This window comes from Bacillus sp. 196mf (assembly GCF_003217275.1).
In the GTDB taxonomy this organism is placed as follows: Bacteria; Bacillota; Bacilli; order Bacillales; family Bacillaceae_G; genus Bacillus_A; species Bacillus_A thuringiensis_S.
Genome location: NZ_QJTG01000005.1, coordinates 14,113 through 38,841 on the forward strand (window position 1 = coordinate 14,113; position 24,729 = coordinate 38,841).

Here is a 24,729-nt window from a genome sequence, read left to right on the forward strand (position 1 = left end):
AATTATAAGAAAAGCCTCAAGTATTCATATACTTGAGGCTTTTCCAATGGAAAGATAGGAATGATCCGAATTCCTTACATTAAGAACAAAGTGGAATTACTCCTAAACCAATTAATAAAGCTGCAGCAACTGCTGGAATTGGTACAGGAATTTGAATACCTTCTACAAATAAGAAATACTGACCACTTACTATTTTAAAACAAACTAATTGCATGGCTATTCCTCCCTTCTTTTAGAATTAATACATTATATTAATTTATCTATTTATTGTTATAGTTTAATTATTCATTTTTAAAAATATAGTTAATATGTGAATAGTTTTCGAAAGGACCTGCTCAATCAATACGAAAAAACATAAGATGAAACGAATCCATTAAAATACATGAGTGAACCTTAGTTTTCCCCTCTTATCTAAAGGAGGAACTATTATGGGTTATGGTGGTAGTTGTGGCGGTTGTGGCTTTTCTGGAGGCTTTGCTTTATTAGTTGTGTTATTCATTTTATTAATCATCGTTGGAGCTTCTTGCTTCTGCTAAAAACTATTGGAAAAGACACTCATATAGAGTGTCTTTTCTTTCGTGCAAAATGATTCCTGATAATATCCAACTGTATATAGTATACGGTATATTTTTTCCTTATTAGACATATAAAAATGTTGGAGGGATGTTATGAAACTAGTAGGGAAGCACATTTATATTCGGCTTTATAAAACTGATGATGCCAACGAGTTAGCTAACTTACATATTAGAAATCGCGAATTTTTTCAACGAGTTTGTCCATTGCTCCCAGAAGTTTTTTATACAGAAGAACATCAAAAAATACGTCTTGAACAAGCTCTAAAAAAGACAGCTGAAGGGCAAGTATACCCTTTTGGAATCTTTTTAAGAGAAAATGATAAGCTTATCGGAGACATTTCATTAACTCAAATTGTTAGGGGAGATCTCCAAAGCTGTTATACGGGATTTACTTTAGATAAGAAGCATAATGCAAAGGGCTATACAACAGAGGCTCTTCAACTTGTTGTAGATTTTGCTTTTAGGGAATTAAAGTTACATAGAATTGAAGCAGGAGCGATGCTTGATAATTTAGCATCTATTCGTGTATTAGAAAAAGTGGGATTTAAAAAAGAAGGTATAGCGAAAGAAAATATAAGGATTAATGGCAAATGGACAGATCATCAAATATTAGCTATCATCAACAGCTTGGATGTGTAAGCTTATTTTGATTCCAATAAAGATAATTATGTAAAGGGCTGTCTATATCGACAGCTTATTATATTTTTTGCTTAGCGTGATTTTTTCGGCTAATTCAGTAAAAAACGGAAACTCTGCAACCCACACCAGGATAGGAATGTATAAAAAAATGAATAGCATTATAGGGGTACGGAAACGATTATGGGTTTCAAGGGCCACTCTGAAATTAAATACCACGCTTCGATTTTGATAAGTGTATTTGAGAAACTCTAAATCCTTTAAAATCAATAACTTGTAAGCTTCTCAATAGAGTACACTCTATTGAGAAGGTAAATATGTAATTATGCATATTTATATTTTTTTATTTTAATAGTAATTAAACCTAATATATAATTAAAAAGTTTTTTACGAATTGATAAGGAGATGCGAGTATGAAGAAAACCATAGGACTTATATTATCATTATTTTAATTACTTTCTACCTATGCACCAATGTTTACAGAGGAAGTCGAAGTTTTAAATCAAATAGGCCGCGTCAAAGAGAAAGGAGATTAGTATTATTATGGATCTCTTCAACATAATGCGAATTTTAGACTAAGGGATTTTCAGATTAAAAAACTTGGTTTTACTGTTTATTAAGAAGGTTCCATAAACGGGCTACTACATTTAAAACATGAAACATCTTATGAACTAATTATTGTTTAGACAGAATGACTTAGGTTGTCCTTATGCGAAATATTAGTATGAATAGAAATTTGATAATTATATAAAACGCCGTAAATGAAGGATAAAATAAGTGCTGATTTTGCAATTATATTTTTAAAAATTGAATAGGAGATCTATTATGAATACAATTAAGAAATTATTTTTAAGTTCTGTGATATGTATTTTATTATTCAGTACAGTAGGAACAGCGTATGCAGAACAAAATGGTCAAGTGAATTCATCATCTTTTATTGACGTTCCTAAAACCCACTGGGCATATAAAGAAATGATGTATATGGCTGAAAATAAGATTATAACAGGATACGGAAATGGATATTTCGGTGCTACGGATCCTATTATTCGCGAACATCTTGCTGCATTCTTGTATCGATATTTAAAACCGCAAGATAGTACCAATAATCCATTTGTTGATATTGGTGATAGCAATTTTAAAAAGGAAATTTTGGCACTTACTGCACGGGGCATATTTAGCGTAAATGTAGAGAAACAATTCAATCCGAAAAATAATATGACGCGTGCTGAAATGTCTGCAGTACTGGTCAGAACATTCGATTTAAAACCGAAAGGGTACGGATATGAAAGGTCATTGGGCTAACGAATATGTCAAAATATTAGCTGGGAATAAAATCACAAATGGTACTGGTGATGGCAATTTTAATCCAAATGGACTTGTCACAAGAGAGCAATTTTCTGTGTTCTTATATAGGACAATCATGGCAACATCAGGTATAAAAAACAATGAATCGGTTGGCTGGGTTGTAGATGGAGAAAAGAAATACTATTATGACAAACCAGGCGTGAAACATACTGGATTATTACGTTCAGGGGAGGATACCTATTTCTTCGATAAAAATGGTAATCTAGCTTCAGGATGGAATACCGTAGACGGAAAGGACTACTATTTTGATACGGTAAGTGGAGCTGCACAAAAAGGATGGTTCTCTCAAACTACCCATTGGTATTATGCAGACGATAACGGTGTGATTCAAAAAGACAATGTAACCTACAAAGGAAAACAATTCCAATTTGATAGAACAGGTAAAATGGTAAAAGGGTGGATAACAATCCAATCCCTCGACCAAAATATCTACAAATCCAGAACAGTTGTAAGGGGATTTGACCCAATAAAAGTTAGAAAGGATGAAATTCTTGAAGTAGTAGGGGAAGACGGTCCTCTATGGTTTAAGGTGAACTACAATGGTCAAACATACGTTGTGCAAAAATTATTTGCAGTTGTATTTGATCAATCTTTATCCAATAAAATAGATGCAATTCGTCAAGATATTGACGATTTAAAAACTTCTGCTGAATTGATGAAGAAATATTCGGAACGCTTTAAAAAAGCAAAAGAAACTAAAAATGATGATACAGTTATAGTTGAATCAAGTGAACTTGCACAAAGTGTCTCTCAATTACTAACCACACTAAAAAAATCTGAATTGAAGAACACTGTAGATAAAATTTATGAAAAAGAAGCTGATCCAGCTGTAAGAGAAAAATACAATTCTACTATCGCAACTTTAGAGATGATGAATCAGGATTTTGGGAAAATCCATAAATTAATGCTACTAAAAGATAGTATTATGGTTATCGATAAAGTGAATCAGGATTCAGGTAATATTATTCAACAAATTCAACAAGGTAAATATTTGGTACAGCAAGATAAAGCTAACCTTCAAAACTATGTGAATGGTTTAACGGATTATAAAAATAGTATGACATCCTATAAAAAGCAAATGGTAGAATGGTATGCAGATGCTTTAACTGCTGTAACTGAACTCACGATAGCGCTGGTTGACCAAACGAATTTATACTGGCTTACAATCAATGATACATTTGTTGAACCAGCAGAAAAATGGGTTGGCACCTTACCAAAAGGTGAAATTAGTAAATTAGCAGATGGTGTTCGGGACTACGGCCAGCAAGTTACAGCTATGCATGAAGGGTTTAAAAGCAGATTACCTAAATATAAACAAATGGCTTCTGATTTGCGTGTTGTAAATCAAAGTTTCCTTAAATTTGGTGATTCTGTACAGAAGGCTGGGGCATCACTTCATAAACAAGCCGTAATGGCTGATGGACTAATTAATAGTGTTTCAACGCATGTTGCAGAAGCTCAACAAGCATTTCCAACAATACATACAGACATTATGTCTGGTTTAGATGCTGCTAATAACATGATGGATTCTGCTAATAAGATTTCAGGCTACAAAATAGATACGTCTAATGTTGTTAAAAATGTTGGTAATATGGATGGGTTAACAACCCGCCTTAAAGATTTTGGTGTACCACCTGAAAAAATGAAAGAATATCTGGAAGAACAAAAGCGAACGAATGAATTGGGATCGATGGCGCTTGATTTTATTCCAGTTGTTGGACAAATTAAACAAGGTTTACAAATTTATAATGGAAGAGAATTTTTCACAGACAGAAAATATGAGCCGAATGATTATGTATGGGGAACTGTTTCTACAGTTGTAGGTGGCACTCCTAAAGTTATTGGTCGAGTATTTGGTAAATATGGAGAGTTAGAGCAAAAAGCGAAGGATTTAGGAAAAGTATCAAAGGTAACTGAAGAGATTGGATGGAGTATGCCAAGAGGTGGCGGCGTCATTGATGGACGTAAGTACTCTGAACATGCACTTGAAAGAATGGCACCTGATACAGTTCAAGTTCGAGCGGAGCTTACAAAACGAGCACGTGAGCGAGCTGAAAGAAAAGGGTATACATTCGGATCAGATAAATACATGGAAGAATTAAAAAAAGTTGATCCTCGAGGAATGACTCCAAATGTAGTTGAAGATATTATAAAAACGGGCACTCGCAAACCAGGAGACAATCCTGGTACTTGGAAATACGTTAGAGACGAAGGCTACGTAGTTATAAATGATAAAGGTGACGTTATCACAGTTGTTCCCGCAAAGAAAAAAGAATAGAATGAATAGCATAGTAAGTAATCTATGACAAAAAGGTTGAGGAATATTGGATATTAAACATGATAAGTATGAGTTACTAGAAATTTTCGAAAGCGAACCAGAAGATTACTATATTCCAGGTGCAGGTGCGTATCGATATAGTAAAATTGATAAACTTGGATTTGAACTGGTTATGAATATGTTCTATTATGATGCAACAGTTGAATTAATAATGCTATACGAAGACAAACGTATCATAGAAACCAAGATGGAATCAGTGAAAGAAATATATACTCGTAATGATTCACTATACATTCTAGGTACAGAAGAAAACAAAACAATCGAAGTAAAATTCAAGCCACATTTTACAGTTACAATAAATGAGTTTTAAAAACTTGAAATCAATGTTCGTAAATATTCTGAACATGCTTTAGAAAGAATGGCTCCGGATACAATACAAGTTCGAGCTGAATTAGAGGCACATGCCAAAAGTAGAGGGCTTGTACGTAGTACACAGAAATTTAAAGAATTTGTTAATCCTAGAGGTATCACAACTTCTGTAGTAGATTTTCTGTGCCTTTCCATTGGAAAATCAAGACTGATATAAAAAATGAGTAGAAAAAACAAGGCTCTTACTTCGTGGATACCGCTACAAAGTAAGAGCCTTGTTTCATTATATTTGTTCATACAGTTTTCCTTGTAGTCTTCTATTTTCATCCTTCAATCGCTTATTCTTTATCAATTTTTCGAACAGGTTGCTCCCAAAAGTTTTTTATACAGAATAACATCAAAAAATACGTCTTGAACAAGCGTTAAAAAAGAAAGCTGAAGGGCAAGTATACCCTTTTGGAATCTTTTTAAGAGAAAATGATAAAATGAAGATAATATTAGGGAATTGTGAGGATGATTACGTTGCTTACTTTGATAAAATTTGTAGTTAGTTATGCTGCAAGTCTATTTGCTTTTATTTTTGGATGGTTCTTAATTTCATATATTTTTAATCCTAGCTTTATTCACCCAGACGTTTTACAGGGGTTCATAAAAACTATCGTCACTTATGGTAGTATACCAGCTCTTATAGCTTGTCTAATTGGGGAAGTCTTATATAGGAAAATTAAACGATGTCGAGAGTTTCAATTTGGAATTCCTTTATTTATAGGACTAGCAGTTATCTATACACTTATACCATTTCTTTTTCTTTTTAATTTTTCTTTTTCATATTTCTTTGACTTCGTTGCACCTGTTATTATGGGTTCCTTAGCGTTTTATTTAGTACGTAGAAAAATATAATTTTCGTTTTGATCCATTATAATAGCTATCTCTGAATCACTAGTTTCAAAAAAGCCTTCACGCAATGATGATTGCATGAAGGCTTTTGATGTTTTCTTATTTTTTTGTCTCGTTAACCCATGTAATAATGTCTTGGATGACATACTCGGGAACATTAGCAGGAATTTCGTATTCACTAGGAAGACTTAATTCCCCGTCACCCTCCGTGAAGAAATGATTCAATTTCGGGTATTTTTTGAACTGAACATTCCCGCGGTTTGAAAGTCCTTTCTGCCATTTTGTATATTCATCTTTTACTGTTACTTGATAATCGCGTACTCCTTGCAAAATGAGTAAAGGCTCTTTTCGTGATTGTGCTTCTTCAACTGGACGCCACCTAGAAACATCATACATAAAATGAGGTGACCCAAAATTGTAGCCAGCTGGAGGATGGTCAGGATTGAAAGCAGGATCCTGGATAAAAGCGACCTGTCTTTTTAATTCATCGATTACTTCCTTTGACTCCCCAAGGTATTGATACTGATCAATGGCAATGTCAGTCAAAGGGCGTGCAGGTGGTGCGAGTAAGATACTTCCTCGGACAAGTGAGGAAGGCGCTTTGCTCAGTATACGCGGCATTGTGCCGGCTCCTAGGCTATGTCCAAGAATGAAAATATTATTTGGATCAATGCCTTCCTGCTGCGCTGCTGATTTTGCTGCATAGATAGCATCATCTGTAGTATCACCATCTAACGTAACAGGTTCTGCACTCATCTTTAATGCATGTTCTAAGGTACGTTTTTCATAGCGCAACACTGCAATTCCGTTGGATGAAAGGCCTACCGCAAGATCGCGTAAGATTTTTGTTCCCAAATAGGTAGCATCGCGATCATGGATGCCAGCACCATGAACAAGAACAACTACGGGCAGCTTTTCACCACGCTTATGTTTCGGAACTGTTAATGTCGCTGGTAACGGATAGGTAGAATTTCCAATGACGATTTCACGTTCTTGATAGGAGTTAGGTTGATCATAGCTAGGATGGGGGATGGTAAAAGATTCCTCGGGTGGCCTTTCTCCAATTTCATCTACTTTCCCGCCAGGTGTGAATTTAAGGAGTAGTGGTATGGTAGTTCCTTCGGTAGCTGCTGGAATTTCCACCGTCTGATGGACCAAGTTTCGTTCTTTTATCACGGGGATTCCCATGCTTTTTATCCCGCTCCAGCCACTTTGTGTCCACCAGTTTTGTAATGTGTTTGCTGTAAATTTGGATTGAAAAGCAGCAGACGTCAACTGGAGTGCCTCTGCATACTTACCTTGCTGGAGATATTCAAAAAATAATGATGTACGCTCCGTTAAAGAGACTAGTTTCTTTTCAGCAGATTGTTCCTCGCGTGTATCTGCGTGAATAGTTGTTGTAAGCGGGAAAGATGAAATGCCTAAAGAAAAGAGTAGGGTAAAGGTAAGTACTGATCTTTGTATTTTCTTTTTTTTATTCATGTTTTAACCTCCAATATGTGATGGTAAAAAACAGGTATGGTAATTAGAATTCTGGTGCGAAAACTTCAAAATATTTGCAAGCAATCTCCAAAACTTGGACATACTCATATTATTATTCTAAAAAAACGTAGATTTCTTCTCTTGTCACATGCATATTAATCCCAGAAATAATCTTTCTTCCTTCACTTTATATTTTGATTATACGAAACAAAGTTCTCGTTTTTCTTACTTGATACTTACAAATTCCTTAAGTAGGGGATATTTTAAAAATGGATATGTGGCGGTACTCCTATGTTAAGAGATAGCTTAAGGACCGAGGATTATATTGTTTTTATGAAGAGTTGATGTTATGTTTGTTTTGTAACATATGGTGTTTTATGTATGTAGGAGGATTTATTGAAGAAATTATTAATATTGTTTTTATTAGCTACATTTTGTCTACAGATTACAGGATGTTCTAATAAGATGGGTACACTAAGGGAGAAGTCTAAAACTTCAACACCTGTGAAGTCTAAACGCATCAATAAAGGGTGGTACAAACATATGTAATAGTTTGTATCACCCTTTGTTGATGATAGAAGTCATAAAGAAAAGACACCCTAAGGTGCCTTCCTTCGACTTGAACCATCTTAATTTTAATAATATATTGGACTCCCATCCAAATATTATTTTACCATGTTAAGTTGTTTTATTCATTGAGAAATATGCTTTAAATCTATATTTTTAAAAAATATATAGATTTGAACAATATGTATACAAGCCACATATCAAAAAAAAGACACTCTCAAGAGTGCCTCTCCTTAGCAGCCGAATCCGCCGCCCCAACAGCTAGCGCCAACGATGATTAATAAGATGAAGAGCACAACAAGTAAGGCAAATCCGCCGCCGAAACCACAGCCTCCACCACAACTACCTCCATAGCCCATATTAACTCCTCCTTCCATAAAGACCATTTAATAATGGATTTAATTTAATTTATGTTTTTAAGGGTGAATGGAGCAGGTCCTTAAAAAAATAAAAGGATTTTGGAAGTTAAAAAGAGTTGACGACCTTATTTTTGTCACCGGTATTTCGTCTGCTACATATTGTATTTTATTCTGTGTATTGGGGGAAGGAGGATCTTATGGCTAATTCTGAGATGATTTTACGTTTACTTACGGATTTAAAGATTGAACAACAATTGTTGAAAGAACAGTTAGAGAAAATGCAAACAGCTGTGACTATTCTTGAAGAAAAATCAGTGACGCTTAAAGAAAAACCAGCGACTCTTAAAGAAAAAACAATGACTCCTGAAGAAAAACCATCTGTTACAAAGCAAAGAGCTTTTTCTGGACGCCCAACATCTTTTCGTGATTGGAGAGCATCTAGTCAAAAAAATTAGGGAATGTTATGTGAAATGATAAATAAAAAAGTACAGTCTGCTGTAGAAAAGACTGTACTTTTTTATGTCGGTAGAGAATGTTAAGGGAGACGCATTTATTGGCCTATTCCACTTTTAATTGGAGTTCTTTATCTAACTTATCATTATTAATTTTTAAAGTTAATCCTTGCGTGTTTTTCGGTACATCAAATACAATGTTTCCTTCCGAACTTTCATTAGGATTAACAATATTAAATTTGAATGTGGAGATATTTGCAGCTTTAAGTACTGACTGATATTCATTGGAAATGTGATATTCTCTTCCAAATCCATCAATTAATTTAAAGTTGTTAATATCTAGTGTAATGGGTTCTTCTTTACGATTATAAACGGCGATGTCTAATACTTTAAAGACACCTTGTGCTTTAACTTCTCCAGTCCCTAGAACATCTAATGACTCGGCAGATCCCATTGACATGTATACATCAGAGGAATCTACATTGGTAGGAAGTTCTTTTTGCGGATCCTTGCTGCTAAGTTTGTCATTCTCTGTTTTTTTAGAAGTCGCCTGCTCATTTTTCGCAGGCGCATCATGTGAACTGCAAGCCGATGCTCCAAACAAGAATGTGCTACATAATAATGATGCTAATAACTTTTTGTTCATCGTTTGTTTCTTCCTTCCAAAATAGAAGCACTTTTAATGAGTGCTATATATATTTGTCTTTATATGTATTACATTTTATATCTTATTATATTGATTTTGGAAGGAAAAGGGAAAGATTTGTGCGTTTCTCTGATTCGAATTATTTATCTGTCTAAAAGTTGAAATTAAAATGAGCCCCATAAATGATAAACCATTCCACTAACAAAAAACACTAATCCTAAAAATAAAACAATTAAAGCAAGCATTCCATTTTTATTATGTTCCATAAAATTAGCTCCTTTTTCATTTACTTACATACAAAAAGCCTTTAGTCGTAATTATGGCTAAAGGCTTTAATCTTCATACTTTGTAGTTTATAAAAAAGTTGCACTGCTGTATTAATCTGGAATATGATTGTTTAAAGAGAAGGTGATGAGTACATGCAGGAAACAAAACAATTCCCGCTTATATCGGGAAATCTCTCATTAGATTTAGTAAATACAGAGTTAGTTAGGCGTGGACAACGTTATGATTTATTAATAACAGATGAAGATGTATTAGAATGGCTACATGTAATAAAGGTTAATCTTCCTTTTTGGAATGAAAAAACACTTATAGGAATTCAGAAGCGAATGGATCAAGTTACATCTAGCATATTAGAGGTAAGAGAAGTATTGAGAAAACAGTTTGAGGCAATTGCTGATCAGCAAGAAATTTCTAATGATTTTATTACGTATTTAGAAAAACAAATTGAGAAGGCACCATTTACATATAAAATCATTGAACAGCAGCTAGTATCTATCCCAGTTGGAGAAATCGAGGATGTACTCGCATCGTTAATTGCATTTGACGCTTTAACGTTAATAGCAGAAAATAAGCTTATTTCCCTTAAAAGGTGTTCAAATCCTGACTGTGTTTTATTATTTATAGATAAGAGTGGAAAACGAAAATGGTGTTCTATGAAAATATGTGGGAACCGGAAAAAGGTAGCAAAATTTCAGGATCGAAAATTTGAAGAAGTTTAGAGAATCAACTTATAACAGTTGATTCTTTTTTTGTACTTTAGAACTAACCCCTTAAATTGATATTTACAGGTTAGTTATGTCGAGTTATAATTGTTGGTAAATAAAGGAGGAGAACGATGGATAATATAACAGTAACTAAGCAGAAAGATCCTCAACCAATAAGTGTACGATATTTTACAAAAATGAAAGGGAAAGGAAGAAGCCCATTACAAGTAAATGTAAAGGACTCTTTAACGGGACTACTAGGGGGGGGTTTAACAATTCTTACCTTAACATATTTAACGAGCATAACCTCTACAGAATTATTAATGGCTCCATTTGGTGCGAGTTGTGTATTAGCGTTTGGAGTTTGGAATGCGCCATTATCTCAGCCGCGTAATATTATTGGAGGACATTTGATTTCAACTTTCATTGGTCTATCAATATATCATTTGTTTGGGAATGAATATTGGACAATTGCTTTAGCGGTGGGGATGGCAATAGCCGTTATGATGTTAACGAGAACGACGCACCCTCCGGCAGGCGCCGATCCGATTATCGTTATTTTAGGGGCAAATAGTTGGAGTTATTTAGTAACACCAGTTTTAATTGGCTCCGTTGTTATTGTAGTTATTGCTTTATTCGTTAATAATATGAGTAGTAAAAGAAGTTATCCAACTTTTTGGATGTAGTTTGTGAAGTGAAAAATAATTTAAGTGAGTATTCTATTCTTACTATGTTTTATTTTTTATATAGTAAAAGCCTTAGTTGTAATTGCAGCTAATGGCTTGGGTCCTCATACTTTGTAGTTCATAAAGAAAAGACACTTTAAAGTGTCTTCTACAGATTTGAATTATTTAATTCATGTAATTAATATTCGTTAGCATAAAACTCTTTTATTAATTTTATTTCATTTGTATCTGGATTAAACTTAAATATTTTAATTTGATTCGATTCGTCTTTGTATGCAAATGTATTCTCACCAACTTGGGTCATATTGCTGGTGTTTAAAATAGGATCGCTACCGTGATCAGTAATTTCCACAGTTTTCTCCCGGTTCCAGAATGCAATGACAATAATCAAAATGATAAGACATACCCGTATAAAACGTAATTCTCTTGCAACAGGATGTTCCATCTGTTTGTCTCCTTTACTGTTTGATAGAGTCTGTTTATAAAAGAGATAATTCCTAGGAATATAAATAAAAAAGACACCGTAAAGTGTCTTTTTTATTTTAGTTATGCGCATTACTTAATAAGACGCTAGTTCCTCAGTCTGGCTATGAGTAACTATGTAGGGTAATTCCATTATAACATTTTAACCAGTAATGGGTCTATATGGAATTTAATTGATTTTCTTTTTGATTATTCAGAACGATTAATCGGGTATTTGGATGAAGGAAGCGGTGAGGAAGAAGGGACTTAACTTGTTTTAGAAGAGTGTCTTCTTTTTTGTATCATTGTGAGTAAAGTGTAGAGTTATATTTCCCTTTACACGAACATAACGGTATACTATAGTTAAGTTAAGTAAACTTAACTATAGAGTGAAACGAAATAAAAGCATGGAGGAATAACGCTATGACTAGAACGTATAAAGAAGTAATTAATGAAATGAACCGAGCTTATAATGAATTCTACATTTTACTATTCCAGGAGTTAAAAGATGAGTTCGGTCTTACAGGACAGCAAGAGAGCATGCTATTTCATATTAATTTAAATGAAAACACGACGGCAAATCACATTGCGACTACTTTTAATGTATCAAAAAGTGCCGTTAGCCAAGTTTTATCGAAATTGGAGAAACAGAAGATGATTTCAAAACAAGTAAACCCTAATAATAAACGGGAGTATTTTCTTACACTTGGTCCAAACGGTAGTAAGTATATAGAGCGGTTGTCTGAGTTAGATGATGTATTAATTGAGAAATATTTTTCTAAAATCGATATAAACGCCCTAGAGCAAATGACAGATACGTTAACGAAAATAAATAAAGTGATATTGGAAGAAAAGCAGAAGGATCTTGATTGTAATGAGTAAGAACTTAGATGAAGCAATTAGTAGAAAGGAGGAGAAGTGCATTATGAGTTTCATACCAAATATGATTACGATAGCAAATTTTGTATGTGGGCTTTTAGCTATTTACGCTCTTTTCGTTCACGATATTTATTTGGGAGCAGTTTTTATTATTACAGGTATGCTGTTTGACTTTTTTGATGGCATGGTCGCTCGGAAACTGGATTCTGTTTCAGAAATTGGTGGAGAGTTGGACTCATTTGCGGATTTAGTTACTTTTGGTGTGGCACCGTCTATTCTTGCATATAGTGTCGCTTTAAAAGATTTGCAGTCTATCGGGATGATATGTGCGCTTGCTTATAGTATTTGCGGAATGCTTCGGCTTGCAAGATTTAACACACAGCAAAGCAAACTCCCGACCTTTATCGGCATGCCGATTCCATTTGCGGCAATGTGTCTCCTCATTTTATGTTTTTTAAAGAATCCAGTTTCCGTGGCGTTTGGTACATGCGCACTCGCTTATTTAATGGTGAGCAAAATCAAATTCCCTCATTTTAAAAAAGATATAGCTGAAAGCTTGAAGCCTGGAAGGTTGGACTGATGATACGGAATTACAATGAGAAAGATAAAGGAGAATAACATGATTCGTATGGCACTAAAATCGTTTAACATACAAATGTATTGTTTGCTAGGCGTAATGTTATTGGGCTGGCTCGTGACACCTTTTTCAGCCCAGTTTGTAGGGATAAGCATTGGCCTTTTGGTGAGTATGTACTGCGCCTGGATTTTAGGAAGGCGTATTGAAAAGTTCGGAGATAGCATTGTAAAAAAAGAAAAAGCACCGATGCTCGGAATGATAAATCGGTTTGCAGCCGCAATACTAGGTGCGATTATTATGTATGAAATTGAACACCATGAATTCATGTGGACATTCGCTGCCGGAATTATGGGTGGGTATTTCTTGGTTATTATTAATTTGGGGTATTACAGTATGAGGGATGCGGAGGAATAAAGTTTCACTTTATTATAAAGAAAAGACACCCATATAAGAGTGTCTTTTCTGATAGTTTTTTAGCAGAAGCAAGAAGCTCCAACGATGATTAATAAAATAAACAGTACAACTAATAAAGCAAATCCTCCAGCAAAACCGCAGCCTTCGCCGCAACTACCACCAAAACCCATAATAGTTCCTCCTTTTAATAAGAGGGGAAAACAAGGGTACACTCATGTATTTTAACGGATTCAAATTACTTTATGTTTTTTACGCAATAATTGAGCAGGTCCTTTGGAAAATAAAAAAAGACATCAATTAAGATGTCTTTTTTTATTTGTAAATTGGTGTTAAGAAGGTAACTTATTGCTTTTAACCTATGAATAATATAACAATCATCGAGTAAGTTTATTATAGCAGTGATAAATAGGATTTTTATATGTAATATTACATATATATAGATTTATTTATGTTTTATTTGTATATTTTAATTGTCTGTTCCTTGTTTTAATTCGTTTAGTTATATTATTTTTTGAGTGCTCCAGCAATGGAGCCTTTTTTTAGTATTCTATTTTGATGATGTTCCATAAAATTAGCACCTTTTAAAGCTGTTTTTATATAAAAAGTCTTTAACTTGTATTTATAGCTAAAGGCTCTGAGTGTCATACTTTATAGTTTATAAAATCTTATAAGAAGAATAACCAGTATTTTATATAGAATTTATCCCACTATTTGCCGGGCTGCCCATAAACGCCCGATTGGTGAGAGCTGATTAAAGTTTCACTGTATAATGTTTTTTATCCAGTTTGGAACTGAAAATGTACTAGCTTGATAATGAAGCTAGGTTATTAGAAGTGAAAAATTTTAGTTTTATTATAATTAATAGAAATGAAAGTAGTGTAAATATAAATCCACTCCAAATAAGTTGATGAATACCTAAGTTTGAAATGAACCAGCCTCCAATAGTTGTTCCTAGAGTAATTCCAAGATTTGAGAATGAAACGAATAGGCTATTACCAAATTCGGGTGCTTCTCTTGCTTCACTTATTAACCATGTTTGACCAACAATTAATCCACCAGCATGCACGATTCCCCAAATGAATACCATAAAAATCATTGGAACAAGATAAGGACCTAAATAATAAACCAATATGTAAACAATAGAATATAAAATAGGGAACGATATTACTGTATTTACTATGCTTCTTTGCAGAAGACTACCAAATAAATGATTGCCTAAAATCATAACTATACCAAATATGAATAGCATGATACTGATGAGCGATCCATTCATGGAAGTTACTTTCGCAAGGTATTCGGCGAAGTAGCTGTATACGGAAAACATGGCTGCAAAAAGGAATGTGACAGTTAAAATATTTAACCATAATCCTGGTTTGCCGAGTATACGAATTTGTTTGCCGAAAGACATTTTTTCTTTAACGGGCATAGAAGGAAGTGAGATTAGTATTCCAATGAATGCAAGGGCGTTAATAAGCGCTCCGAATAAGAAAGCAATTTCTAATGAAAATTGATCTGCAAGGTAAGAGGTTAATGGTACACCTAGTGCAAAGCCAACCGTAATTCCCATGAAAACTTTTGTAACCGCTTGACCACTCTTTTCAGGAGGGACAAGTTTAGCAGCAGTTACAAGAGCGATTGAAAAGAAGAGTGGGTGAAGTGCTGCAGGTAAAATACGAAAAATAAGCATGATTTCAAATTGTGTTGTATAAGCGTAAATTATATTTGAAATAACAAAAACAAAGATTGCTATTAATAAAATTATTTTACGATTAATACTAGAGACGAGCAGAATTAAAAACGGACCAGAAATAGCAACGACTAGTGCGAATATACTTACTAAAAACCCTGCTTGTGCAGTTGAAATGCCAAATTTCTGAGTGATTTGTGGTAATACACCGACAATACCCATCTCGGTAGTAATAATTCCAAACACCCCTATTGCTAGTGTAAGAATAAGTAAAGGACTTACTTTTTTCATTTGTAAAACTCTCCATTCTTCTTATTATTTTGAAAGTGAAATCGATTTATTAACAAGGAAATGAGCATGATTGGATGTCAATAGTAATAGAATTATGTAATGTTAAACACAAACACAGATATCTAAATAACTAGATATGATATGTTAAAAAAGATGCTCCTTTCTATGTTTCTTTCTTTTATAGGTAGCGAAGTTTTAAAAAGAATGTATTGGGCAGCTATATAAAAGCAGAATGTGTGAAAGCAAATAATCAATGGTAGGTTGATTATTTGCTTTTACTTTATAATTCATTTTGAACGTATTCAGAAAACGCTTGTATTGTTTTTTCATTTCGACGATAATATGTCCATTTTCCAATTCGGTCAGAGTCTAGTAGTCCTGCCTTTTTCATAGTTAATAAATAACTAGAAATAACCGATTGGGCTAAGCCAGTTTTAAGCTGAATATCTCCTACACACACTCCAATCTGAAAATTAATCCCTTGTTCTAAATAAGGTTTTTCGTCGAAATGGTTTTCTGGATTTTTTAACCATGATAGAATTTGACATCTTGTTTCATTTGACAATGCTTTATAAATTAATGAAGGTTCCATAAGGATATTATATCTACTTTTATAGATTTGTAAATGGGTTTGTGTGATTTTAAGGGAAGAAGGTATAGTTGATCCCCTCGAATAGGAATAAGGTGTTCTTGATCTGTACCCTTTGTAAAGGACATTTTAAAAAAAGTTAGGCAACCTAAAAAAGATGATTTCTGTATGCAAACAGAAGTCATCTTCTTTAAATTCCATTGATAGCAAGAGTGATTATAGTACGTCATATATTTATTAATTTCATGTTTTAACTGAACAAACGAGTCACATGATTTTATATATGCTTTATCGGTTAAAGTACTACGAGGATTACGTGCAAAAATGATAGTATTGTTAGGTTTAAGCATGTTGTTGCCTAGCTATCAATGGCGGATGCCTAAGAAGAGTAATAATAAAACCAAACTGAAGATTTAAGAAAAATTTTATGTTTACCCCACTCTTTATTTTAAAAGTTTTTCCTATCCTATAAATGAGTTACATCATGAAGGAGACTAAAAAAGACAAAGTCATAGATGAAAATGTAAAGTTAGGGGATTCTACATGGATACAGGAGTTTTGATTAATTATTTGTATACGTATTTTTTTACGATTATTTTTTGTATTGTGTTTCAAATTGGATTTTATTTTAAAGCGAAAAGAAACATATCTATTCGGCATTTTCTATGGGTATATGTTTTTCTATTCTACCTTTCGTTAGTGTATAGGGTGACGCAGATCGCGACTGTACGGGATATAAGTAGATATGAAACGTGGATTCGTGTAAGTCAAATCAATTTGACTCTATTTGATACGGCAGGTAGTACTACGTATCTTTTGAACATCGTACTGTTTATGCCGTTAGGTTTTTTATTACCGATGATTTGGCCGCATTTTAGAAAAATGAAAAACACCGTATGTGCAGGATTCTTTTTTTCATTGGCAATTGAGTTAAATCAATTACTAAATAATAGAATTACAGATATTGATGATTTATTTACGAACACTCTCGGGGCGATTATTGGATATTTATTATATAGAGCTTTTAAAATGATATTAAGAAGAGAGGGGAAAAAGCTTGATACCAACTCTTCTCTAGTTATAAAATATGAGGCTGTTTTTTGTTTAGTGTGTTCATTTGTAGGGGCGATGTTAATTTATCATCCAGCTTTATTTGGAAGACCTGTCATCATTCAGTGAGGTGATTACGAATTTCTTTTGAACGCTCGTGCGATATTTCAATTTGTAAAAAGCCTTTAACTTGTTATAGTTAAAGGCTTTTATCATCATGATTTTTACTTACCAATTACCCACTCTAACATCCGCTTTCAACCACTTCATCCAATCCAAATCCGCTACCTTAAGCAAACTGAGCGAAACACCTTTCATATCTAAAGAAGTCAACAGCGTACCAACCTTTACGAATGTCACTTGCAATCCTTCAAGTTCAGACAAACGGCGAATGTCGTTTGCGAAAATGTATTGTTCCATTAATGGAGTTGCGCCGAGTCCATTAATAAGGATAGCGAAGTTGTCACCTTTTCTCCAGCGATAAATGCTTTTTAGTTTGTTCATTAGTTCGATCGCTAATATTTCAGAAGAGGATAGTGCTTCTTTGCGGTAACCTTTTTCGCCGTGAATACCGACGCCGTAAAAGACTTCATCTTCGGTTAATGTGAAGGAAGCTTTTCCTTTCACTGGATCGTTTGCAGGTGAAAGAGCAACTCCTAATGTGTGTAAGTTTTCTGTAACAGAACGGCCAATTGTTGTTAGTTCTTCTAAAGAGTGACCTTCAAGAGCGGCCGCACCAAGTATTTTTTGAACGAAAACAGTGCCAGCTACGCCGCGTCTTCTTTTATTAAAAGAAGCATCATCTTCAATTGAAACATCGTCATTTACGATGATATGGTCAACTTTTCTTCCTTCTTCTTGAGCAATTTGCTTTGCTGCTAGAAAGTTTTCTACGTCATCTTTAAAGTTTTTGATGATGAATAGTATACTTTTATCTTTTGGTATGAGGCGGGTTGCCGCTACAATTTGTTCCACTGTAGGCGGAGTGAAAATATTGCCGTTTACTGCCGCTGTAAGCATACCTTTTCCTACATAACCAATATCAGCAGGTTCATGTCCGCTACCACCGCCGCTTATAATAGCGACGTCTTGCTTCATTTTTTCGATATCTTTTACATAAATGATGTTATTTGTTTCATCGTAATTTACTTTGTCGTTATGTTCAAAATAAAAGCCATGCAGCATATCTTGAACGATATTTTGTACATCATTCATAATCTTTTTCATTGCTTTTGCCACCCTTTAATTACTTTGCTGATTGCTCAAGTAATAGTAGTAATTGATTGTTTATCATATTTTTCATAAGAGAAGACATAACGGATGGATCTACTTCGCACTTGCTTTCAATCCAATCTTTTATCGTTCCAACGAAGCCGTGACTATAAAAGGAGGCAATCGTATTTTTAGTCTCATCAGAAAGGCTGAATCCACAGCTCACAGATAATTCATCAATAATCTTCATATATAAGTTTTTCGTATGCTCAAATAAATAGTGATTAAACGAATTTTGCTCAATAACTTTAAAAGCATTTCGGTAAAATTTTTGATTTTCATAAAAGTAATCAAATAATAAATCGAAAATGTTTTCCCACGTTTCATAGTCAAGAAAATCGATAATGTTTTCCTTCGTTTCTTCTCTATAAATCCAGCTTAATAGTTCAAATTTATCTTTAAAATGATAATAAAAAGTTTGCCTACGCATTTGACAGTGTAACATAATATCGCTCACTGATATTTTATGAAACGACTCTGTTTCCATTAAATACTTCAATGAGTTCGCGATTATCTTTTTAGAAATTATAGAAGAGGTCATCTGAATCATCCCTAGAATGTTATTAATATAAAAATCCTATCTATAAATGAGAGCGGTGTCTTTAGACAGATTGTCCATTTTGTCCGTTTACTATAAAACGCTTTCATTTTAACATGAGTAGTAAGAAGAAGATTTCAAATATATCACAATATATTAAAGGAATTGAGGGAGAACTACAATGAAAAAGATTATAAACAAACCAGAAACATTAGTAATGGAAATGTGTAACGGAATGGTTATGGCTCACCCAGAGCTTGAGCTTTTGAAAAAACATAAAGTCATTAAGAAGAAAGAAATGAACGAAAATAAAGTAACGTTAATTAGCGGCGGCGGTAGTGGTCATGAGCCGGCACATGCAGGATTAGTCGGAAAAGGAATGTTAGATGCGGCAGTGTGCGGAGATGTGTTTGCGTCACCTTCACAAATTCAGGTATATCAAGCAATTAAAGAAACAGCTAGTAAAAAAGGTACGTTACTAATTATTAAAAATTATAGCGGCGATATTATGAATTTCAAAAACGGTGCGCATTTAGCGACGGAAGATGGAATTGAAGTCGACTACGTAAAAGTGGACGATGATATTGCGGTAGAAGATAGCCTATATACAGTAGGACGCCGCGGCGTTGCGGGAGTTATTTTAGTTCATAAAATTGCCGGCGCAGCAGCGGAAGCAGGTATGGATTTAGGAGCGGTGAAAGCTGTAGCAGAAAAAGCAGCGGCTAACGTGCGCACAATCGGTTTAGCGTTAACGTCTTGTACAGTTCCAGCGAGCGGATCACCTACTTTCACACTTGCGGAAGATGAAATGGAATACGGCGTAGGTATTCACGGCGAACCAGGAATTAAGCGTGAAAAAATGCTGTCGGCTGATGAATTAGCTAACCGTATGACAAATGATTTAATGAAAGATTTAGGAGTAAAAGATGGCGAGGAAATCGCACTTCTAGTTAACGGTTTTGGCGGAACACCACTGCAAGAACTTTACTTATTTAACAACGCCGTTACGAGAGAACTAGCAGCTAGAAACATTAAAATTAATAGAGTATTCGTCGGTAACTATATGACAAGTATTGATATGGCTGGTATGTCTTTAACGGTAATGAAGTTAGATGAAGAGCTAAAAACATTACTATCTAAAGAATGTAATACACCTGCGTTTAAAGTAGATGGACCAGTTGAAAGTGTAGAGTACGTGAATGTACTTGAAGAGGCAGAAGAGAAGGAAGTTTCATTTGAAATAGAAACAGCGGAAGAGCACGCTGTTATTAAAAATAATGTCATTACATTAAATAACATGATTTATCTCGTTGATAAAATGAGCGATATTATTATTAAAAATGAAGTACCGTTTTGTGAGTTAGATACACATGCAGGTGACGGCGACTTCGGAATGAGTGTTGCAAAAGGATTTAAGCAATTAAAACGTGAGTGGCATTCGATTGTAGAACAAGAAAATGTAACGATTGGATCATTCCTTGACGGTTGTTCGATGATTATTATGGAACATTGCGGCGGCGCTTCTGGTCCAATTTGGGGCGGAGCATTCCGCGCAGCTAGTAAAGCAGCAGGCGAGAAGCGTGAGTTAACAGTGAAAGAATTCGCTGAAATGTTGCAAGCAGCACTGCAAGGCATACAATCTATCGGTGAAAGATCATTCGGCAGAGGAGCGGTAGTTGGTGACAAAACATTAGTTGACGGACTTGCTCCATGTGTAGATTCTTGGTTAGATAGCGCCTCAAACGAAGTAGACGTAAAAACTGCCTTTGAAAAAGGTGCAGAAGCAGCCGTTAAAGGCGCAGAGTACACGAAAGAAATCGTAGCTCGCATGGGCCGCGCCGGTACAGTTGGTGAAAGAAGCTTAGGCTATCCAGATGAAGGTGCACATGCACTTGGAGTTATCTTTACGGAGATTGCGGGTAGTTTGAAATAATAATTAGAAAGTCCCTCTGCCTTAAGGTGGAGGGATTTTTATATAGTTGATATGTAGAAGACTTCTTTCGGTTCTTTCTCAGTAAAATATGAGTTTGTTACTGTTTTTGATAAAATCTTATTTCAAAAATACAACTAATATTTCTCAACATTAATATATTGAAAATAGTTAGAATATTTAAGATAATCATTTGTGAAGAAGTAAATTATAAAAAAAGGGGGAATTTATTTTGTTACGTCGTTTATCTATTTGTACAGTACTAACAGCTTTTATATTTACTTTATTTACATTTAACGGCTCTGCTTTCGCGGCTACGAATGCTACTGAAAATGAAAATGTAGTAGCAGCTTGTGCAAAGGGAGGTACGGTAGGTGTATATGGTGCAAAGATGCGCAGTGGTTATACTGTCGATTCACCTGTCTTACATACATTTAATGATGGTACGAAAATTACTGGAACATGGGTAACTGGTGAATATGTTCAAGGTCATTACAGTAATTCTAAACAGTGGTTAAAAGTTACATATAAAGGGATGACAGGTTATGTATCCCATACAACATTATATAACGTTTGCTCATAAAACTATGTACCATAATAGCTTTGGATATATTGAGCTAATCTCTTCTAGAGATTAGTTCTTTTTTATCTCTTAGTTTTTAATGGGGCATTTTTTGAAAAAGACCAACGATTCATTAAATCGATGGTCTTACGTTTATATAGTATTCATTTGTATCTATATCAAATTTTTCATTGCTTTTTGCTTATTTTAGACTTAGTTTGTTTGTGATTGCAGCTTATCAATTTTCCAGTATGTTTGTAGAGGGTCTAAAGAGCTTTCAATATAAAACATATATTCATCTGCGGTACGTGGTACTTCAAAAGCTATTTTCAATTCTACCGTTTCATTTGGTTTAACTTGTATATCAGAAGGGTTTTGATCAAGTACCTTTCCTTTATAGATCTTTCCGTCTTTTTCATCTTTTAAGTTATATTTTAATTCTGATAGTCCAATCGTTTGCCCTCGTACATTTTTTACAGAGACATTAACAATGGCGGAATCGTTGCTAGCATTTAAATATGCACTTTGAACAGCGGCCAAGTAATAGCCTCCCTTAACACTCTCGCCAACTAATAAAATACCTTGTTCCAAGCGGCTCATCTCTTCTTTTTCTTCAAAATTTATTAATTCTTCATTTTCATTTTTTGCGGTTGGTTCTTCTATTGGACCATTTTCAACGGCACTATCTGTTTTATCTTGTGTGCAAGCAGCCGTAACACTGACTAATACTAGAATGAAAGTAAGTAATATAGATAATTTTCTCATAAAATTTATCTGTCTCCTTAAGTTTCTCAATTTTGTGCAGCTATACATATAAGATTAACATAATGTCTCATTATTGGCTCAAAATAGGGGGTCTTTTAGACAACTTATTCTTTTTACTTTTAATATACATTCGATTGGTTCTCGCGATATTTGTTAATCTTTTGTAATACCGAGGGTTATTATAGATATATTAATCATGTAATTTGTCCATATCAAAATGAACGTTTTTTGCATCTAATATATTGTAAATATATTTTATTTTGAAAGGATGTGATTATATGGCCCATAAATCTACTGGAGTGTTCCGAGTTCCAGTCTCTGAAAATGGGATTATTCCAACTGCTCTCAACATTATGCTAAACAATGATTCGCGTTGCCATACTAGTAATGTGACGGTAACTGTTAAGAGAAGTCGAAACACTTTTTTCCCAACTCAAAATGAATTAGTTGAAATCTCTCGTACTTTTGTTTCTTTAGAACCAAACAGAACAACTAAGATTGTGTTATTTACTCCAGAATTCCAAATAGAAGATTTTCTTGATGTCATCATTAGTGGAAATAAAGAGGATGTTAAGGATGTTCTTGTATATTCTTTCTTAGCAGATTCAGTAGGTCATAATCTGCCATCTACTGTTTTCAGAAATGCAGAATACACTTTTGCTTGCTGACACCGTGATGATGTATTCTTTACTGTCGTATATCTGAATTGAATGTTGCAAGTAGCACTTCAAGGCATATAATTTATCGTTGAAAGATCATTCGGCAGAGGAGCGGTAGTTGGTGAAAGAAGTTTAGGATATCCAGATGCAGGTGCACATACGCTTGGGGTTATCTTTACGGAAATTTTAGGTAGTTTGAAATAGAAATTAAAAGATCCCTTCTACCTTAAGGTGGAGGGGGTTTCTTAATATTGTTTTTTGATATATATTGCTAAATATGTTCCAATAATTCATTCTATTGTATTGAGAATAATGTCATCTACATCAAAAAAACGGCTTATAAAAGGAACTAGTATTTGAAGGAGTTCCACCTCAAACATACTCCTATGCATATAGGTATGTTTGAGGTGGATTTATTAACGAATTTTATATATAGCATGAATGAAAATGGGATAAATAAAACAATGTTTCCTATTATGTTTTTAAGAATTAATTGAACAGCTCCTTGTAAAAATAAAGAAAAGACACCAAAAGGTGCCTTCCGCCGACTTAAATTATTTTAATATTATCGATCTAAGTTTAAAAGCTATAAGGATTTTTTCTGTGGGATTTGTAAGTAGTTTTTACGAAATTATGAGTTTTTTTTATTTTGTATTTCAGTAAGTTGATCTGGTAGCGTTTTTGTATAATATTCTTTTTCTGTTAGTTCAAATATAAACAATGCTTTTTTCCAGTTATAAATAACATCTTCTACATTATGTTGTTTAATTTTTAATAAATACTGACCTTTTAAATAGAATAGTTCACCTAATAGGTATAAAGTATTTAGATTAATTGCTAATTTGATGCCCTTATCAAGGTATTTTATTGCCTCTTCATGTTGATATGTGAAGTCTAAACATTTTGCTAAATTTAACATGATTTTTAATTTAATTTCTTTATCTCTAGGAAAATCTAACTTATTAAAATTAGTTAAACATCTTTTTAATATATTAATACTTTTTTCATATTCTTTATTTTCCGCATAAAATATAGCCATTGTTTGCATAATATCTATTTCTCTTTCTGATAAAAAATCAGAATTAGTTAAAGTCAGTTTTAATGCATTATTTAAAAAATCTAAAGCAGTTTTTAATGATTTATCCACCATAAATATAGCAATTGCTTCATGCCATATTAGAAATTGTTTCTCTTCTTTTGTTTGAAAATTATTTAAGTTTTTCTCTTTTTTCACTATTTCATAAAGTTCTTTATATTGTTTTTGCTTTAAGCAATCTTTTATTACGTATTTTACATTTTCTACATATTTTAATCTTTTATTTTGAGTTAGTGCAAATATGTTATTCGGATCAATACCAAGTCTTTCTGATAGTTGATATAACAATATACTAGATGGATAAATCATACCTTTTTCAATCTTGCTAATTTGACTTTGTGAACATATTCCATGACATAATTCGGATTGTGATATATTTTTTTTAATTCTAAGTTCTTTAATGGTAATACCCAAATCGTTAAATTCCATTTTTCCACCTACTATTTAGCACTTTATTAATATAAGAACATTCTCTAACCTTAATGTAATGTAAAATTAATATAGTTGCAATTATTGTTTTAAAGGGCTTATCGTTTCTATAAGATGGTGAGATTTTTTTATGTACAAAAAAAGACACCAAAAGTTCCTTTCGCCGACTTGAACCACATTCATTTAATATAAACTTATCTGTATTTTTACATGCTTTTCTAATCCCTC

Annotated in this window: 27 protein-coding genes and 3 pseudogenes; 17 read left to right on the forward strand and 13 right to left on the reverse strand. The window is 33.7% G+C overall.

The window, feature by feature from the left end; translation table 11 throughout:
• Positions 1–79: 79 nt before the first annotated feature.
• Positions 80–214 (reverse strand): hypothetical protein, encoded by a 135-nt coding sequence (locus ATL10_RS31825; RefSeq protein WP_001177693.1) that lies wholly within the window; start codon positions 212–214, stop codon positions 80–82.
• A 214-nt stretch (positions 215–428) separates the two neighbouring features.
• Between ATL10_RS31825 and ATL10_RS09855 the strand changes: the two genes are divergently transcribed.
• The 6 genes and pseudogenes from ATL10_RS09855 (at position 429) to ATL10_RS09885 (ending at position 6,123) form a co-directional block, all read left to right on the forward strand.
• Positions 429–536: a YjcZ family sporulation protein gene (locus ATL10_RS09855; RefSeq protein ID WP_000540375.1), complete on the forward strand. Its 108-nt coding sequence runs from the start codon at positions 429–431 to the stop codon at positions 534–536.
• A 132-nt stretch (positions 537–668) separates the two neighbouring features.
• Entirely contained in the window at positions 669–1,214 is a 546-nt protein-coding gene (locus ATL10_RS09860) for a GNAT family N-acetyltransferase (RefSeq protein WP_071731849.1), read from the forward strand.
• Between the two features lie 822 nt (positions 1,215–2,036).
• Positions 2,037–4,854: pseudogene (locus tag ATL10_RS09870) on the forward strand (S-layer homology domain-containing protein).
• A 46-nt stretch (positions 4,855–4,900) separates the two neighbouring features.
• Positions 4,901–5,224 carry a hypothetical protein gene (locus ATL10_RS09875; RefSeq protein WP_000351759.1) on the forward strand — a complete coding sequence of 108 codons (324 nt, stop codon included), beginning with the start codon at positions 4,901–4,903 and terminating at the stop codon, positions 5,222–5,224.
• Between the two features lie 331 nt (positions 5,225–5,555).
• Positions 5,556–5,753, forward strand: a pseudogene (locus ATL10_RS32335) (GNAT family N-acetyltransferase); the annotation flags it as partial.
• A complete protein-coding gene (locus ATL10_RS09885; RefSeq protein ID WP_000631589.1) occupies positions 5,737–6,123 on the forward strand; it encodes a hypothetical protein in 387 nt (128 codons plus the stop codon). The pseudogene ATL10_RS32335 and the gene ATL10_RS09885, both read left to right, overlap by 17 nt.
• 96 nt (positions 6,124–6,219) lie before the next feature.
• Here the strand turns inward: ATL10_RS09885 and ATL10_RS09890 are convergent, their stop codons facing one another.
• Together ATL10_RS09890 and ATL10_RS09900 are read right to left on the reverse strand one after the other, a co-directional pair.
• Positions 6,220–7,602 (reverse strand): alpha/beta hydrolase, encoded by a 1,383-nt coding sequence (locus tag ATL10_RS09890; protein ID WP_110496847.1) that lies wholly within the window; start codon positions 7,600–7,602, stop codon positions 6,220–6,222.
• A gap of 800 nt (positions 7,603–8,402) precedes the next feature.
• Positions 8,403–8,528, reverse strand: a complete 126-nt coding sequence (locus ATL10_RS09900; RefSeq protein ID WP_000540377.1) for a YjcZ family sporulation protein — start codon at positions 8,526–8,528, stop codon at positions 8,403–8,405.
• A 197-nt stretch (positions 8,529–8,725) separates the two neighbouring features.
• Here ATL10_RS09900 and ATL10_RS09905 point away from each other — a divergent pair, with 197 nt between their 5' ends.
• Positions 8,726–8,983: a hypothetical protein gene (locus tag ATL10_RS09905; RefSeq protein ID WP_000013694.1), complete on the forward strand. Its 258-nt coding sequence runs from the start codon at positions 8,726–8,728 to the stop codon at positions 8,981–8,983.
• A gap of 103 nt (positions 8,984–9,086) precedes the next feature.
• Here the strand turns inward: ATL10_RS09905 and ATL10_RS09910 are convergent, their stop codons facing one another.
• On the reverse strand, positions 9,087–9,626 hold the full coding sequence (locus tag ATL10_RS09910; RefSeq protein WP_001035572.1) for a DUF4352 domain-containing protein: 540 nt from the start codon (positions 9,624–9,626) through the stop codon (positions 9,087–9,089).
• A gap of 419 nt (positions 9,627–10,045) precedes the next feature.
• Here ATL10_RS09910 and ATL10_RS09915 point away from each other — a divergent pair, with 419 nt between their 5' ends.
• Both ATL10_RS09915 and ATL10_RS09920 read left to right on the forward strand, forming a co-directional pair.
• Complete coding sequence (locus tag ATL10_RS09915) at positions 10,046–10,630, forward strand: CGNR zinc finger domain-containing protein (protein ID WP_001158435.1); 585 nt, start codon at positions 10,046–10,048, stop codon at positions 10,628–10,630.
• A 116-nt stretch (positions 10,631–10,746) separates the two neighbouring features.
• Positions 10,747–11,301, forward strand: coding sequence for an HPP family protein (locus tag ATL10_RS09920; protein ID WP_090975693.1), 555 nt, complete (start codon positions 10,747–10,749; stop codon positions 11,299–11,301).
• A 178-nt stretch (positions 11,302–11,479) separates the two neighbouring features.
• Here ATL10_RS09920 and ATL10_RS09925 read toward each other — a convergent pair whose 3' ends face one another.
• Entirely contained in the window at positions 11,480–11,746 is a 267-nt protein-coding gene (locus ATL10_RS09925) for a YmzC family protein (RefSeq protein WP_000400971.1), read from the reverse strand.
• 440 nt (positions 11,747–12,186) lie between these two features.
• On the opposite strand from ATL10_RS09925, the gene ATL10_RS09930 reads away from it, so the two are divergent.
• The 3 genes from ATL10_RS09930 to ATL10_RS09940 are packed head-to-tail and all read left to right on the forward strand — an operon-like array spanning position 12,187 to position 13,633.
• Entirely contained in the window at positions 12,187–12,645 is a 459-nt protein-coding gene (locus tag ATL10_RS09930; RefSeq protein WP_000198941.1) for a MarR family winged helix-turn-helix transcriptional regulator, read from the forward strand.
• Positions 12,638–13,222 (forward strand): CDP-diacylglycerol--serine O-phosphatidyltransferase, encoded by a 585-nt coding sequence (pssA, locus tag ATL10_RS09935; protein WP_255300619.1) that lies wholly within the window; start codon positions 12,638–12,640, stop codon positions 13,220–13,222. The genes ATL10_RS09930 and pssA overlap by 8 nt, the downstream gene beginning before the upstream one ends.
• A 39-nt stretch (positions 13,223–13,261) precedes the next feature.
• Positions 13,262–13,633 (forward strand): ATP synthase subunit I, encoded by a 372-nt coding sequence (locus tag ATL10_RS09940; RefSeq protein WP_000620577.1) that lies wholly within the window; start codon positions 13,262–13,264, stop codon positions 13,631–13,633.
• A 59-nt stretch (positions 13,634–13,692) separates the two neighbouring features.
• Here ATL10_RS09940 and ATL10_RS09945 read toward each other — a convergent pair whose 3' ends face one another.
• The 4 genes and pseudogenes from ATL10_RS09945 to ATL10_RS09960 all read right to left on the reverse strand — a co-directional run.
• Complete coding sequence (locus ATL10_RS09945; RefSeq protein WP_000505669.1) at positions 13,693–13,803, reverse strand: YjcZ family sporulation protein; 111 nt, start codon at positions 13,801–13,803, stop codon at positions 13,693–13,695.
• Between the two features lie 632 nt (positions 13,804–14,435).
• Complete coding sequence (locus tag ATL10_RS09950) at positions 14,436–15,611, reverse strand: MFS transporter (RefSeq protein ID WP_065228393.1); 1,176 nt, start codon at positions 15,609–15,611, stop codon at positions 14,436–14,438.
• A gap of 280 nt (positions 15,612–15,891) precedes the next feature.
• The gene (locus tag ATL10_RS09955) at positions 15,892–16,203 is read right to left on the reverse strand and encodes an ArsR/SmtB family transcription factor (protein ID WP_000433732.1); all 312 of its coding nucleotides are present in this window, start codon (positions 16,201–16,203) and stop codon (positions 15,892–15,894) included.
• Between the two features lie 145 nt (positions 16,204–16,348).
• Positions 16,349–16,499: pseudogene (locus tag ATL10_RS09960) on the reverse strand (IS3 family transposase); the annotation flags it as partial.
• Between the two features lie 244 nt (positions 16,500–16,743).
• Between ATL10_RS09960 and ATL10_RS09965 the strand changes: the two are divergent.
• Entirely contained in the window at positions 16,744–17,379 is a 636-nt protein-coding gene (locus ATL10_RS09965) for a VanZ family protein (protein ID WP_110496851.1), read from the forward strand.
• A 99-nt stretch (positions 17,380–17,478) separates the two neighbouring features.
• On the opposite strand, the gene dhaQ is transcribed toward ATL10_RS09965, so the two are convergent.
• Together dhaQ and dhaS are read right to left on the reverse strand one after the other, a co-directional pair.
• The gene (gene dhaQ / locus ATL10_RS09970; protein ID WP_098329560.1) at positions 17,479–18,477 is read right to left on the reverse strand and encodes a DhaKLM operon coactivator DhaQ; all 999 of its coding nucleotides are present in this window, start codon (positions 18,475–18,477) and stop codon (positions 17,479–17,481) included.
• Between the two features lie 19 nt (positions 18,478–18,496).
• A complete protein-coding gene (gene dhaS, locus ATL10_RS09975) occupies positions 18,497–19,063 on the reverse strand; it encodes a dihydroxyacetone kinase transcriptional activator DhaS (RefSeq protein ID WP_078385069.1) in 567 nt (188 codons plus the stop codon).
• Positions 19,064–19,241: 178 nt separating this feature from the next.
• Between dhaS and dhaK the strand changes: the two genes are divergently transcribed.
• Positions 19,242–20,993 (forward strand): dihydroxyacetone kinase subunit DhaK, encoded by a 1,752-nt coding sequence (dhaK, locus tag ATL10_RS09985; RefSeq protein ID WP_110496853.1) that lies wholly within the window; start codon positions 19,242–19,244, stop codon positions 20,991–20,993.
• Positions 20,994–21,222: 229 nt separating this feature from the next.
• Complete coding sequence (locus ATL10_RS09990) at positions 21,223–21,573, forward strand: SH3 domain-containing protein (RefSeq protein WP_000946191.1); 351 nt, start codon at positions 21,223–21,225, stop codon at positions 21,571–21,573.
• A gap of 192 nt (positions 21,574–21,765) precedes the next feature.
• On the opposite strand, the gene ATL10_RS09995 is transcribed toward ATL10_RS09990, so the two are convergent.
• On the reverse strand, positions 21,766–22,317 hold the full coding sequence (locus tag ATL10_RS09995) for a DUF4352 domain-containing protein (protein WP_090975700.1): 552 nt from the start codon (positions 22,315–22,317) through the stop codon (positions 21,766–21,768).
• A 278-nt stretch (positions 22,318–22,595) separates the two neighbouring features.
• Here ATL10_RS09995 and ATL10_RS10000 point away from each other — a divergent pair, with 278 nt between their 5' ends.
• On the forward strand, positions 22,596–22,985 hold the full coding sequence (locus tag ATL10_RS10000; RefSeq protein WP_000940659.1) for a hypothetical protein: 390 nt from the start codon (positions 22,596–22,598) through the stop codon (positions 22,983–22,985).
• A 75-nt stretch (positions 22,986–23,060) separates the two neighbouring features.
• Positions 23,061–23,180: a DAK2 domain-containing protein gene (locus ATL10_RS31830; RefSeq protein ID WP_071713771.1), complete on the forward strand. Its 120-nt coding sequence runs from the start codon at positions 23,061–23,063 to the stop codon at positions 23,178–23,180.
• Between the two features lie 427 nt (positions 23,181–23,607).
• Here ATL10_RS31830 and ATL10_RS10015 read toward each other — a convergent pair whose 3' ends face one another.
• Entirely contained in the window at positions 23,608–24,501 is an 894-nt protein-coding gene (locus ATL10_RS10015; protein WP_090975702.1) for a helix-turn-helix domain-containing protein, read from the reverse strand.
• Positions 24,502–24,729: the final 228 nt, after the last annotated feature.

Excerpts from the sequence above, each read along its gene's own strand:
- ATL10_RS09925 (WP_000400971.1), bottom strand. The coding sequence starts at position 11,746 with ATGGAACATCCTGTTGCAAGAGAATTACGTTTTATACGGGTATGTCTT.
- ATL10_RS09995 (WP_090975700.1), bottom strand. The coding sequence starts at position 22,317 with ATGAGAAAATTATCTATATTACTTACTTTCATTCTAGTATTAGTCAGT.
- pssA (WP_255300619.1), top strand. The coding sequence starts at position 12,638 with ATGAGTAAGAACTTAGATGAAGCAATTAGTAGAAAGGAGGAGAAGTGC.
- ATL10_RS09855 (WP_000540375.1), top strand. The coding sequence starts at position 429 with ATGGGTTATGGTGGTAGTTGTGGCGGTTGTGGCTTTTCTGGAGGCTTT.
- ATL10_RS09890 (WP_110496847.1), bottom strand. The coding sequence starts at position 7,602 with ATGAATAAAAAAAAGAAAATACAAAGATCAGTACTTACCTTTACCCTA.
- ATL10_RS09930 (WP_000198941.1), top strand. The coding sequence starts at position 12,187 with ATGACTAGAACGTATAAAGAAGTAATTAATGAAATGAACCGAGCTTAT.
- ATL10_RS09905 (WP_000013694.1), top strand. The coding sequence starts at position 8,726 with ATGGCTAATTCTGAGATGATTTTACGTTTACTTACGGATTTAAAGATT.
- ATL10_RS09965 (WP_110496851.1), top strand. The coding sequence starts at position 16,744 with ATGGATACAGGAGTTTTGATTAATTATTTGTATACGTATTTTTTTACG.
- ATL10_RS09860 (WP_071731849.1), top strand. The coding sequence starts at position 669 with ATGAAACTAGTAGGGAAGCACATTTATATTCGGCTTTATAAAACTGAT.
- ATL10_RS09950 (WP_065228393.1), bottom strand. The coding sequence starts at position 15,611 with ATGAAAAAAGTAAGTCCTTTACTTATTCTTACACTAGCAATAGGGGTG.
- ATL10_RS09915 (WP_001158435.1), top strand. The coding sequence starts at position 10,046 with ATGCAGGAAACAAAACAATTCCCGCTTATATCGGGAAATCTCTCATTA.
- ATL10_RS09910 (WP_001035572.1), bottom strand. The coding sequence starts at position 9,626 with ATGAACAAAAAGTTATTAGCATCATTATTATGTAGCACATTCTTGTTT.
- ATL10_RS09940 (WP_000620577.1), top strand. The coding sequence starts at position 13,262 with ATGATTCGTATGGCACTAAAATCGTTTAACATACAAATGTATTGTTTG.
- dhaK (WP_110496853.1), top strand. The coding sequence starts at position 19,242 with ATGAAAAAGATTATAAACAAACCAGAAACATTAGTAATGGAAATGTGT.
- ATL10_RS31825 (WP_001177693.1), bottom strand. The coding sequence starts at position 214 with ATGCAATTAGTTTGTTTTAAAATAGTAAGTGGTCAGTATTTCTTATTT.
- ATL10_RS09920 (WP_090975693.1), top strand. The coding sequence starts at position 10,747 with ATGGATAATATAACAGTAACTAAGCAGAAAGATCCTCAACCAATAAGT.
- ATL10_RS09945 (WP_000505669.1), bottom strand. The coding sequence starts at position 13,803 with ATGGGTTTTGGTGGTAGTTGCGGCGAAGGCTGCGGTTTTGCTGGAGGA.
- dhaS (WP_078385069.1), bottom strand. The coding sequence starts at position 19,063 with ATGACCTCTTCTATAATTTCTAAAAAGATAATCGCGAACTCATTGAAG.
- ATL10_RS09955 (WP_000433732.1), bottom strand. The coding sequence starts at position 16,203 with ATGGAACCTTCATTAATTTATAAAGCATTGTCAAATGAAACAAGATGT.
- ATL10_RS09900 (WP_000540377.1), bottom strand. The coding sequence starts at position 8,528 with ATGGGCTATGGAGGTAGTTGTGGTGGAGGCTGTGGTTTCGGCGGCGGA.
- ATL10_RS10015 (WP_090975702.1), bottom strand. The coding sequence starts at position 24,501 with ATGGAATTTAACGATTTGGGTATTACCATTAAAGAACTTAGAATTAAA.
- ATL10_RS10000 (WP_000940659.1), top strand. The coding sequence starts at position 22,596 with ATGGCCCATAAATCTACTGGAGTGTTCCGAGTTCCAGTCTCTGAAAAT.
- ATL10_RS09885 (WP_000631589.1), top strand. The coding sequence starts at position 5,737 with ATGATTACGTTGCTTACTTTGATAAAATTTGTAGTTAGTTATGCTGCA.
- dhaQ (WP_098329560.1), bottom strand. The coding sequence starts at position 18,477 with ATGAAAAAGATTATGAATGATGTACAAAATATCGTTCAAGATATGCTG.